This window comes from Bordetella muralis, assembly GCF_965139205.1.
Lineage (GTDB): Bacteria > Pseudomonadota > Gammaproteobacteria > Burkholderiales > Burkholderiaceae_B > Bordetella_A > Bordetella_A muralis.
Genome location: NZ_CBCSIU010000002.1, coordinates 70,229 through 81,590, shown reverse-complemented (window position 1 = coordinate 81,590; position 11,362 = coordinate 70,229). Strand labels below are relative to the sequence as shown.

The 11,362-nt window shown below is 60.4% G+C and carries 10 protein-coding genes; 1 reads left to right on the top strand and 9 read right to left on the bottom strand.

The window, feature by feature from the left end; all coding sequences use genetic code 11:
* Positions 1–56: 56 nt before the first annotated feature.
* Complete coding sequence (locus ACNA0I_RS04740; protein WP_415804911.1) at positions 57–941, bottom strand: pirin family protein; 885 nt, start codon at positions 939–941, stop codon at positions 57–59.
* A 133-nt stretch (positions 942–1,074) separates the two neighbouring features.
* Positions 1,075–1,773: a pirin family protein gene (locus tag ACNA0I_RS04735; RefSeq protein WP_415804910.1), complete on the bottom strand. Its 699-nt coding sequence runs from the start codon at positions 1,771–1,773 to the stop codon at positions 1,075–1,077.
* Positions 1,774–1,921: 148 nt separating this feature from the next.
* Between ACNA0I_RS04735 and ACNA0I_RS04730 the strand changes: the two genes are divergently transcribed.
* Entirely contained in the window at positions 1,922–2,833 is a 912-nt protein-coding gene (locus tag ACNA0I_RS04730; protein WP_415804909.1) for a LysR family transcriptional regulator, read from the top strand.
* Positions 2,834–2,967: 134 nt separating this feature from the next.
* Here ACNA0I_RS04730 and ACNA0I_RS04725 read toward each other — a convergent pair whose 3' ends face one another.
* From ACNA0I_RS04725 to ACNA0I_RS04695, 7 genes are all read right to left on the bottom strand, one after another.
* Positions 2,968–3,813, bottom strand: coding sequence for a class I SAM-dependent methyltransferase (locus ACNA0I_RS04725; protein ID WP_415804908.1), 846 nt, complete (start codon positions 3,811–3,813; stop codon positions 2,968–2,970).
* 193 nt (positions 3,814–4,006) lie between these two features.
* Complete coding sequence (gene ntrC, locus ACNA0I_RS04720) at positions 4,007–5,575, bottom strand: nitrogen regulation protein NR(I) (RefSeq protein ID WP_415804906.1); 1,569 nt, start codon at positions 5,573–5,575, stop codon at positions 4,007–4,009.
* Positions 5,572–6,639, bottom strand: coding sequence for a nitrogen regulation protein NR(II) (gene glnL, locus ACNA0I_RS04715; protein ID WP_415804905.1), 1,068 nt, complete (start codon positions 6,637–6,639; stop codon positions 5,572–5,574). The genes ntrC and glnL overlap by 4 nt, the downstream gene beginning before the upstream one ends.
* Before the next feature lie 62 nt (positions 6,640–6,701).
* Positions 6,702–8,114 (bottom strand): type I glutamate--ammonia ligase, encoded by a 1,413-nt coding sequence (gene glnA, locus ACNA0I_RS04710; RefSeq protein WP_415804904.1) that lies wholly within the window; start codon positions 8,112–8,114, stop codon positions 6,702–6,704.
* Positions 8,115–8,301: 187 nt separating this feature from the next.
* Positions 8,302–9,519: a radical SAM family heme chaperone HemW gene (gene hemW, locus ACNA0I_RS04705; protein ID WP_415804903.1), complete on the bottom strand. Its 1,218-nt coding sequence runs from the start codon at positions 9,517–9,519 to the stop codon at positions 8,302–8,304.
* A 107-nt stretch (positions 9,520–9,626) separates the two neighbouring features.
* The gene (gene rdgB, locus ACNA0I_RS04700) at positions 9,627–10,256 is read right to left on the bottom strand and encodes an RdgB/HAM1 family non-canonical purine NTP pyrophosphatase (RefSeq protein ID WP_415804902.1); all 630 of its coding nucleotides are present in this window, start codon (positions 10,254–10,256) and stop codon (positions 9,627–9,629) included.
* 26 nt (positions 10,257–10,282) lie between these two features.
* Positions 10,283–11,212: a LysR family transcriptional regulator gene (locus ACNA0I_RS04695; RefSeq protein ID WP_415804901.1), complete on the bottom strand. Its 930-nt coding sequence runs from the start codon at positions 11,210–11,212 to the stop codon at positions 10,283–10,285.
* Between the last annotated feature and the right edge of the window lie 150 nt (positions 11,213–11,362).

Genomic DNA, 11,362 nt, shown 5'->3' with positions numbered 1-11,362 from the left:
CGAGCAGCCCCCGCCATAGTTACCGTCACCGTCTCGGGATCAACAGGTCATCATCATCACGCCTTTGGCGCGGGCAGCGGAATATATTCCGTTTCGTCCCCCGGCACGATCTGGCTGAAACGATCACGCTGCCAGTCTGCTTTGGCCTGCTCGATGCGGTCTTTGCGGCTGGAGACGAAATTCCACCAGACAAAGCGCGGACCATCCAGCGGCTCGCCACCCAGGATGGCAAAGCGGACCTCATCCACGGCCCGCACCGTGACGGGTTGGCTGGCGACGAACACGATGAGCTGTCCGGGTTGGTAAACCTGCCCGTCAACCTCGACGGTGCCGCGGCTGAGATAGGCGGCGCGTTCTTCGTATTCGGCGGGAATCACCACGGTGGAGCCGGCCTTCATCACGATGTCGCCAAAAAACAAGGGCGATAGCGTACGTACGGAAGAGGTTTTGCCGAATAGGGAACCCGCGACGACCTGGGCACGCACGCCCTCGCCTTCGACCACAGGTTGCGCGTCGAGGCCGTAATGCACGAAACCGGGATCGGTTTCCTCATGTTGGCTGGGCAAGCCTACCCAAAGCTGCAAACCCGCAATACGCTGGCCGGCGCTGCGTTGTGCATCGGGACTGCGTTCGGAGTGGACGATCCCACGGCCGGCCGTCATCCAGTTGACTTCGCCAGGACGGATCTCCTGGACATTACCCGCGCCGTCGCGGTGCATCATGGCCCCCTCGTAGAGAAAGGTCACGGTAGATAAACCAATGTGCGGATGAGGACGTACGTCCATTCCCGCGCCCGGTTCGAACGACACCGGACCCATCTCATCCAGGAAGACGAACGGGCCGACAGTGCGGCGTTGCGCCGACGGCAAGGCGCGGCGGACGGTAACGCCGTCACCCAGATCGCTGGTGCGTGGGACGATGAGCGTTTCAACTAGGGACATGCGGTTCTCCTGGGGTGTCGCGCCGCGCGGGCGTGGTTAAAGCATTTTGGGGGATTACAGCCCGCATGGCTATCGCGGATAACCATGCGGGGACGTACCGACGGGTCCAGCTTGACCCGGTCCTGCAGCGGCCTCAGGCCAGATCGAACACCAGCACATCGGCCTGTTTGCCATCACTGATGCGTACGGCGCTCTCGTCGGTCAGGGCCAACGCGTCGCCGGCCTTCAGGGCTTGGCCATTGACGGTCACTTCGCCACGCGCCACATGCACCCAGGCACGACGGCCGGTGGCCAAAGGCAGTTCAGCAGTTTCCGCACCATCGAACAAGCCGACATACAAGCGTGCGTCCTGGTGAATGCGCATGGAGCCATCGGCGCCATCGGGCGAGATGACCTGGCGCAGGCGACCACGCTTTTCGGCTTCAGGCACCGCCTGCTCTTCGTACTCGGGCTCGATACCCGTGACGTTGGGCTCGATCCAGATTTGCAGCAAATGCGTGGCCTGGTCCTCCAGCGGGTTGAATTCCGAGTGCAACACGCCGCGGCCGGCACTCATACGCTGCACGTTGCCCGGGCGGATGGTCGAGCCGCTGCCCATGCTGTCCTTGTGCGCCACGGCGCCGTCGAGCACGTAGGTGATGATCTCCATGTCGCGGTGGCCATGGGTGCCAAAACCACGGCTTGGGGCGATACGGTCGTCATTGATGACGCGCAGCGAACTGAAACCCATGTGAGCCGGGTCGTAGTAGTTCGCAAAAGAAAAGGTGTGATAGCTGTCGAGCCAACCGTGATTGGCGTGGCCACGTTCATTGCTACGGCGCAGGGTCAACATAGTGAGCTCCTTTCGATAATCAGAATGATTCAGGGCGAGACGTTGTTGTCTGATCACCCTCCATGAAACGTATTGTGCGCGGATCAGATAGGCTTGAGACTGAATTGGTTTGATGAGATCATTCAATTTATTTGAATGACTTTTCGCCATGCAAGCCATCACCCCTGAACTGCTTTATATGATCGACGCCATTGCGCGTCATGGCAGTTTTGCCAAGGCGGCGCGCGAGCTGGGCAAAGTGCCCTCAGCCGTGACCTATGCCGTACGCAAACTCGAGGACGCGCTGGATGTGCTGTTGTTTGATCGCAGCGGCCACCGCGCTCACCTCACGCCGGCGGGGGAAACACTGCTACAGGATGGCCGGCAGGTGTTGCAATCGCTGGATGCGCTGGCGGGACGGGTCAAACGGGTGGCGACGGGATGGGAGCTGGATTTGAAGGTGGCAGTCAGTGCCGTATTGCCCTTGGCGCCGCTGTATGACTTGATTGCCGAGTTTCGCGAGTTGGCCTCGGTCACGACGTTGCGGCTGTCTACTGAGGTGCTCAGCGGGAATTGGGACGCTTTGGCGTCAGGGCGTGTAGATCTGGTCATTGGCGCGGATGCGGCGGGAGTGCCCTCTGGGGCCTATTGGTCACAGCCCTTAGGCGAACTGCAGTTTGGTTTTTGCGTCGCGCCGCATCATCCGCTGGCGCAGCTCAATCGCCCACTGACAGCGGCCGATATCGCGGCCCACTGCGCGATTGCGCTGGCCGATACGTCGCGCGATCTGCCGCCACGCACGCGCGGCCTGCTGAATCAGCAGCCCTTCGTCATGATGCCGACCATGCAAGCCAAGATCGATGCGCAGGTGCGCGGCCTGGGATGCGGCTACCTGCCCCTGTCGCTGGCCGCGCCCTACATCATCCGAGGCCAATTGGTGCAATGCGCCACGGATGACGTGGTGCCGATTACCGAACAACTGGTTTACGCCTGGCGCGAGCCGATGCCGGGACAGGCGTTGAAATGGTGGCTGCAAAAGCTGCGCTCGCCCCGATTATGCGAAAGCCTGCTAGGGGTGTGACTCCCTGTCAAAAGCCCTGCCCCTCGATGCCACTTTGCTGTCAACGGGGCAATCGCACATCATCACATATGTTTCGAGGCGCCACCGCCTCGCCCGTGGGCGGGCGGGATAGCGCCCTGCCCAGGGGGCTCGACTTAACGAGACTCCGTGCTGTACTTCAACAAATCGATCAACGCCGCATAAGGCTCTGCAACGGGTTCCACGACGAATTCCGCCATTCTGCCCGCGAGGCGGGCGGGCTGCAGGTAGCGTTCGACCACATGATATTCAGGCCGGTCCACATAATCGTCGAACAAAATGACGCAGCCCGGCGGCGCCATCAACATCGTGATCAGGAAAGACGCGACGCGGAAACGCCCATCGATCAATACCAGGTCGGGCCGCTCGCCGGTTTTGAGCAATTTTGTCCAGGGCGCGGTGCAATAACAGGGCCAGTCTCTGGCGTGGGATTCGTCCACCGGCCTGCCCCATTCCTTGGTGGCGCCGATGTCCGCATAGATGGGGATGTAGCGACGGCGCGGAATGCCTTCATCCAGCAATCGCTGCCTGACGGCTTTCAAAAACTGCTTGTCGGTATCGACGGAATAAATGCTCTTGACGCCTGCCTGAGCGACCATCAACGAGCTGCCGCCCGAACCATATTCCAGAAAGACTCTGATCCCCGTCAGGTGTTCGCCGAGCAGCGCGATGCCTTCCGCCTCCATGTGAGGCAGATCGGGAATCGTATCGGCCGACCAGACCTGCGTCGATGGCTCGGCGGCAGAGTTTGGTTTGGTCCGCTTGACTCTGGTTTGCTTGGTTTTTTTGGCGCCGGAGTCTTTTGCTTTGGCGCGCTTGGGCGTGACGTCGGCGCCTTTTGCTTTGCCGCTCTTGACCTTGATACCGCGGTCCTTTGCTTTGGCGTCTTTGGCCTTGACGTCTTTAAGCTTGAGCCCTTTGGCCTTCGCCTCTTTAACCTTGGCAGCTTTGGTCTTGGTCAACTTAACCTTGCTTGCTTTAGCGTCAGTTTGCGCGGCTGCGGCCTGTGTGGAGGCCGAGACTGGTTCAGGATGTTTGCGACGAACAACTTTAGGCACTGCGAACTCCCACAAGTCCGAAGCCCTTATTGCACCACATTATCTATACAGTCCCAAGACACTCGCCCCTGCCCTGTAAACACGGGCGAGTGCGGCATTAATCTTCAATGCCAAGTTCCCGCAGTTTACGGGTAATCGTGTTGCGGCCGATTCCCAGCCGCGACGCCGCCTCGACCCGCCGGCCTCGACTGGCGTCGAGTGCCGTTTGCAGCAAAATGCGTTCAAATTGCCGAGTCAACGTGGCCATGACCGCCGGCTCGCCGCGTTCCAGGCGTTGTTGAGTTTCACGCAACAAGGCCCCTTGCCAATCCGGGACACCGGGCACCGCCGGCATCACTGGTGCCGATGCTGCATAGGCTGGTGCTGGAGCAGTGGTTGGAAAACCGCCTCGGCCCGCCACCCCCGCTGCCATCGGAGCAGCCGCACCGCCGTTGATCACGGTGGGCGCCGCCGCACCCCCATGGTGCGGCGCCTGATGCTCCAACTCGATGGCCCGGATTTCAGGCGGCAAATCGGTTCGCTCGATAATCTGGCCCGGCGCCATGACCGTCAGCCAATGGCAAAAATTTTCCAATTGCCGGACATTGCCCGGGAAATCAAACCGGGTCAGGACGGCTATCGCGTCCGGGGTCAAGCGTTTGACCGGAACCCCCAACGAGCGCGCACTGGCAGCCAGAAAATGATTCGCCAAGGCCGGAATGTCCTCGACACGCTCACGCAACGGCGGCAAGCGCAGGCGAATGACATTCAAACGGTGAAACAAGTCCTCGCGAAACTGGCCTTGTTCGACGCGCTGCTCGAGCGGTTGGTGTGTGGCCGCGACGATGCGTACATCGACACGTACCGGTTGAGCGCCGCCCACCCGATAAAAACTGCCTTCGGCCAGGACACGCAATAAACGGGTCTGCAGCTCGATCGGCATATCGCCGATCTCGTCTAAAAACAGCGTGCCACCGTTGGCTTCTTCGAAACGGCCGCGACGCAAGGTATTCGCGCCGGTAAAGGCCCCACGCTCGTGGCCGAAGAGCTCGGCCTCGAGCAGATCGCGAGGAATCGCCGCGGCGTTCAATGCCACGAACGGGCCGCCTGCTCGCGCACCATGGCCATGCAAAGCCCGTGCGACCAACTCCTTTCCGGTACCAGACTCACCGGTGATCAATACGGTGACTTTGGATTGAGACAAACGGCCAATGGCACGAAAGACTTCTTGCATGGCGCTGGAGGCCGATTGCGTCATCATCCAGCGCTCGTTGTTTTGCAACGGGTCTGCCCCCTCGCCAACAACGGTTTTTTCCTCAGGTGCAGATTCGAGCACTGCGCGCTCGATCAAGGCAACCGCCTCGTTTACGTCGAACGGCTTGGCCAGATAATCGAACGCGCCGCCTTGAAATGCCGACACGGTGCTATCCAGATCAGCGAAGGCGGTCATGACGATGACGGGCAGACGCGGATGGCGTTCTTTGATTTGACGCAATAAGTCCAGCCCGCTGCCGCCAGGCATGCGGATGTCCGAGACCAGGGCGGACGGCGTTTCGCTTTCCAGCGCATCCAGCACATCGGCGGCCTGGGAAAAACTGCGCGTTGGCACGTCAGCGCGAGCGAGCGCTTTTTCCAGGACCCACCGAATGGCCTGGTCATCATCAACGATCCAAACAGGTTTGCTCACTGTGGCTGCTCCATCGGTAAGACCAGACGGAATTCTGTATGCCTGGGGCGGGATTCAAATTCGATAATGCCTCCGTGCTGCTGCACGAAATCCTGGGCCAGGCTCAGGCCCAACCCTGTCCCGCCTGGCCGTGCGGTGACCAGGGGATGAAAAATACGATCGCGGATCGCCTCGGGCACACCCGGCCCATTGTCGATGATCGCCAGTTCGAGCGCCAAACGATGTTGGCGATGGGCCAGCATGACCTGCCGAGCGACACGCGTGCGCAATGTAATCTGCGGCGAAGGCACATCTGCCTCGGGTTTTTGCAGAGACAGCTCCTGGGCCGCGTTACGTGCGACATTCAAGACTGCCTGCATCAGACGAGCGGCATCGCCCTGCAAATCAGGCACCGACGCGTCATAGTCACGCACCAGCGTGATCTTCTCGCGGAACTCGGCCTGGATCAACGCGCAGACGCGCTCGCAGATCTCGTGAATATTGACGGGCCGCGCATTCAAGGGAACACGTTGCGGACCGCTGAGCCGATCGACCAGGACTTGCAGGCGATCGGCTTCGGAAATAATGACCTGGGTGTATTCGGCCAGCGCCGCATCGGGCAACTCGGCCTCGAGCAATTGCGCTGCACCACGCAAGCCCCCCAACGGGTTCTTGACCTCGTGCGCCAGGTTACGCAACAACTCGCGATGCGCTTCGATTTCCTCGACCAGGCGATGATTGCGATCGGCCAGCACACGCTGTTCGATCTCGCGCGCCTCGATCAGGACGGGCCAGGCTTGGCCGCTCAGTGACACCGTTGTGACGGTGACCTCGACACACTCGCCCGCTCGGCGCAACGAAGACAATTGGCGCACATCGGCAAAATGGCCGGATACAGCACGGTCGATGGACGACTGTACGGCCTCTGGATGGCCAAACAACGTCGCGGCAGAGTGGCCGTGCAGTTGCCTGCGGGACCGACCGAAGAGGTCTTCGGCTGCAGCATTGGCCCATTCGACATGTCCTTTTTCGTTCAACAGCAGGACAGCCGTGGCCAGTAGATCAAACGCATCAACATTTATCATTTGCAGCACCGGGGTGGACGGGCCGGCGGGCCGCCCCGTCCGCCCCAACTAAGCCAAAAACATCACAGGCTGTAGTACATGTCGAATTCGACAGGGTGCGTGGTCATACGCAGACGCTGGACTTCACCTTCTTTCAGAGCCAGGTAGGCATCGAGCATCTCGTTGCTGAACACGCCACCACGGGTCAGGAACTCGCGGTCCTTGTCGAGCGCTTCCAGAGCCTGGTCGAGCGACGCGCAGACGGTCGGGATCTTTGCATCCTCTTCCGGCGGCAGATCGTACAGGTTCTTGTCGGCGGGATCGCCGGGGTGAATCTTGTTCTGCACACCGTCCAGACCGGCCATCATCAGTGCCGAGAAAGCCAGGTACGGGTTGGCCAGCGGATCCGGGAAACGCGTTTCGACGCGGCGGCCCTTGGGGTTGCCCACGTAAGGGATACGGATCGAGGCCGAACGGTTGCGTGCCGAGTAAGCCAGCTTGACCGGGGCCTCGAAGTGAGGAACCAGACGCTTGTACGAGTTGGTGCCCGGGTTGGTGATGGCGTTCAGGGCACGAGCGTGCTTGATGATGCCGCCGATGTAGTACAGGGCGAACTCGGACAGGCCGGCGTAGCCGTTGCCAGCGAACAGGTTTTGGCCGTCTTTCCAGATCGATTGGTGCACGTGCATGCCGGAGCCGTTGTCACCGACGATGGGCTTGGGCATGAAGGTCGCGGTCTTGCCATAGGCATGGGCCACGTTGTGGATCACGTACTTCATGATCTGGGTCCAGTCGGCGCGCTGCACCAGCGTGCTGAACTTGGTACCGATTTCCAATTGGCCGGGGCCTGCGACTTCGTGGTGGTGGACCTCGACGGGCACGCCCATTTGCTCGAGCAGCAGGCACATTTCCGAACGCATGTCCTGGAACGAATCGACCGGGGGCACGGGGAAATAGCCGCCCTTGACAGCGGGACGGTGACCCAGGTTGCCGCCTTCGAATTCCAGGGCGCTGGACCAGGGGGCTTCTTCGGATTTGATCTTGACGAAGGTGCCCGACATGTCGGTGTTCCAGGTCACGCCGTCGAACACGAAGAATTCGGGTTCCGGACCGAAGTAGGCGGTGTCGCCCAGGCCGGAGGATTTCAGATAGGCTTCGGCGCGCTTGGCCAGCGAGCGCGGGTCGCGGTCGTAGCCTTTCAGGTCGGACGGCTCAACCACGTCGCAGCTCAGGATCAGCGTGGGTTCTTCGCGGAACGGATCCAGGTTGGCGGTGCTCAGATCGGGGATGAGCAACATGTCCGATGCTTCGATACCCTTCCACCCTGGAATCGACGAACCGTCGAAGGCTTGGCCGCTTTCCAGCTTGTCTTCGTCTACGACGCTCGTAGGCACGGACACGTGGTGCTCACGGCCCATCGTGTCGGTAAAGCGGAAGTCTACGAATTTGACTTCGTTGTCGGCGATTTGCTTCAGGATGTCTTTCGGGCTTGCCATGTCATCTCCATTAGATAAAAGCGCCGGGGGTCTAAGCCTGGCTCCGGCTGGCATAATCAGTAGAAAGCAATATGTGTGCCAGGTTCCATTACGGGGCATAGCCACATAAAGCATCCATGGCGGGGCATTAATGCACTATATTAGTGCATAACATGGTGCAAAAAAGCACCATGTTGGTGCTTTTTGTTTACAGGAACATTTCCTGTAAGTCATTCAAAAAGCGCCAACCCAGTGCAGTGGCCTTTAATCGCGTGGGATCCGTGTCCAGCAGTCCCTTGGCACTGGCGGTTTGCAGCGAGCGAGACATCGCGGCCAAGGACAGGCCGGTACGTTCCTCAAAGGAGGCCGCGGACACGCCCTCTTTCAGGCGCAACGCATTGAGCATGAACTCGAACGGCAACTCATCGGGGCCCACCTGACGGCTCTCTGCGATATGGCTGCCGTCGCGCGCCATGGCCCCCGTCGTCCAGGTGTCGGGATTGCGCAAGCGCGCCTCTCGCACGATACGGTCATGAAATGACAGTTTTCCGTGGGCGCCTGGCCCCAGCCCCAAATAATCGCCAAATTCCCAGTAATTCAGGTTATGACGGCTGCGCGCGCCGGGTTTGGCGTAAGCCGACACCTCGTAGCGCTGCAACCCCGCCGCTGCCAAGCGCGCCTCGACCGCGTCCTGCATCGCAGCGCTGGTGTCGTCATCCGGCAACTCGGGCGGATATTTGGCGAACACCGTGTTCGGTTCCAATGTCAGGTGATACATCGATAGATGCTCTGTCCCAAAGGACAATGCCTGTTCAACATCGAGCATACAGGCCGCCAGATCCTGCGCCGGCAAGGCAAACATCAGGTCGAGATTAACCCGCGACACTGCCCGCTGCGCCATGTCGATGGCCGCCCGGGCCTGGTCCGCATCGTGAATACGGCCCAGTTTTTTCAGTTGGACATCGTCAAAACTCTGGATCCCCAGCGACAGGCGATTGACGCCGCTGGCCGCATAGTCGCGAAAACGCTCGGCCTCGGCAGTACCTGGGTTCGCCTCCATCGTGATTTCCGCGTCGGGCCAGAGATTGAGATAGGCACGCAGCATGGCCAGAATTTCGTCCATCGCCGCCGCCGACAACAGGCTGGGCGTGCCGCCGCCAAAAAATACCGAGATGACTTGTCGGCCCCAGATCGAGGGCAACGCCTGCTCCAGATCGGCGCGCAACGCATCCAGATAAGCCCGTTCGGGGATCTCGGCGGGCGCCGCATGCGAATTGAAATCACAGTACGGGCATTTGCGCACGCACCAGGGCACGTGGATGTAAACCGAGAGCGGCGGCAGGCTGGTCAGCGTGGCGCCCGGCGGCGTCACGACACGGGACGGATTGCCTGCGCCAGCGGCGCGAATGGGAATGGTGATGGCCAAGATAGAGACTCAAAATACGAAAAACGGTGATTGCAGCTCTCACACAAGACAGCGCGCCCGCGCGCAAGACACACCACGCTCATCATCGTGCCAGCGGACACAGCGTACTAGCGCGGCGCCAGCTTGCTCAAAAGCTGCTGCAACGCCCGGGCACGGTGGCTGACACGGTTCTTCTCGGCGGGATCGAGTTCCGCCGCCGTGCGGCCCAGATCAGGCAGCAAAAAATACGGGTCGTACCCAAAGCCATGATCACCTCGCGGCGTATCGACAATTTCACCGTGCCACAGCCCCTCGCCGATCAGAGGCCGAGGATCATCATGCGTACGCACCAATACGAGCAATGCCACATACCAGGCGCTACGGTCGGCCACGCCGGCCAAATTATTGACCAGCAAGGCGTTGTTGGCACTATCGCTGCGGGGAGCGTCAGGATTGGTCAACTGCGCGTAACGGGCAGAATACACGCCTGGCGCACCACCCAGGGCCGCAACGCACAGCCCGGAATCGTCTGCCAGCGCAGGCAGGCCTGTCAGCTCGCTGGCATGGCGCGCTTTGGCCAAGGCATTTTCGACAAACGTTACATAGGGCTCTGGCGCCTCGGGCACGCCCAGCTCGCCTTGCGGGACGAGTTCGATACCCAAGGGGGCAAACAAGGCCGAAAATTCGCGCAATTTGCCAGCATTGTTCGAAGCCAGCACTACTCGGCTCAGAGAGGGATGAATCGTTGTAGAGGTCATAGCCCCCATTGTATGCCGCGCTGGTTTTACTTGGCCTCGGGACGGATTTCCCGTTCGATCTCGGGAACGTCGGCCACCAGCATATCCACCAGCTCTCTCGCAAACGCCGGCAAGGCCTCTCGACTACGCACGCAGATCTGGAGCTTGCGCACTGCCCATTCGTCGGTCAGCGGCACGATGGCGATTTTCAATACCCGGGCAAAACGCATGGCGACGGATTCGGGAATCACGCCGATCCCCACTCCCGTTTCGATCATGCGGCAGACGGCTTCGAAATTGCCGACCTCGATACGGAATTTGAAGGTACGTCCCAGCGCTTCGGCTGCCTGCACTAGAAAGGGGTGAATTGCGCTCCATTCGGACAGCCCGACATAGTCGTTGCTCAATGTATCGGCAAAAGCCACCGCCGCCTCTTTCGTCAGAGGGTGATTGCTGGCGGCAACCAGCACGAGCCGGTCTTTCCGATAGGGAATGAATTCCAGATTCGGATCTGCCGTGCAGCCCGCGACGATGCCCATGTCCGCTGACCCCTCGGCCACCGCCCGCATGATCAAATAGCTGAGCCGCTCGCGCAGTTCGACGTTGACGTCCGGATGGGCCGCAAGGAATTTACCTAATACGGCAGGCATGAATTCCGTCATTGCCGTGGTGTTGGCCAATACGCGCACGTGGCCCTTTACCCCACGGGCAAACTCCTGCATATCGCCGCGCAGTTGCTCAACCTGGCGCATCACCGTGCGCGCATGACGGGTCAACGCCTCGCCGGAGGGTGTGAGCGTGACGCCCTGACTGGTCCGGTACAACAACTGCGTTCCGAAGTGCTCCTCCAGGTTTTTGATGCGCGTGCTGGCAGCCGGCAACGATAGATGAGTCTTCTCCGCAGCACGCGTCAGGCTTTGACGGTCGCCGATATGGACGATCAGTTGTAGGTCTGTCAGATCAAAATGCCCTGCCATGGTTTCCTCTGTTCTTCGGCAATTGCAAACCCGGTATTAAGCAATCATAAATTGGCAAGGGTACCCGGGTTGCGGCAAAGTGCCGGTGTTGTTTTGGCCGCCGGGCCGCCTCTAATCATAGGCGCGGCGCGGCAGGCCGTTATCTTTATT

Bases quoted from the DNA above. Each gene is read 5' to 3' on its own strand.
- ACNA0I_RS04740 (WP_415804911.1), bottom strand. From the start codon at position 941: ATGTCCCTAGTTGAAACGCTCATCGTCCCACGCACCAGCGATCTGGGT.
- ACNA0I_RS04735 (WP_415804910.1), bottom strand. From the start codon at position 1,773: ATGTTGACCCTGCGCCGTAGCAATGAACGTGGCCACGCCAATCACGGT.
- ACNA0I_RS04730 (WP_415804909.1), top strand. From the start codon at position 1,922: ATGCAAGCCATCACCCCTGAACTGCTTTATATGATCGACGCCATTGCG.
- glnL (WP_415804905.1), bottom strand. From the start codon at position 6,639: ATGATAAATGTTGATGCGTTTGATCTACTGGCCACGGCTGTCCTGCTG.
- glnA (WP_415804904.1), bottom strand. From the start codon at position 8,114: ATGGCAAGCCCGAAAGACATCCTGAAGCAAATCGCCGACAACGAAGTC.
- rdgB (WP_415804902.1), bottom strand. From the start codon at position 10,256: ATGACCTCTACAACGATTCATCCCTCTCTGAGCCGAGTAGTGCTGGCT.
- ACNA0I_RS04695 (WP_415804901.1), bottom strand. From the start codon at position 11,212: ATGGCAGGGCATTTTGATCTGACAGACCTACAACTGATCGTCCATATC.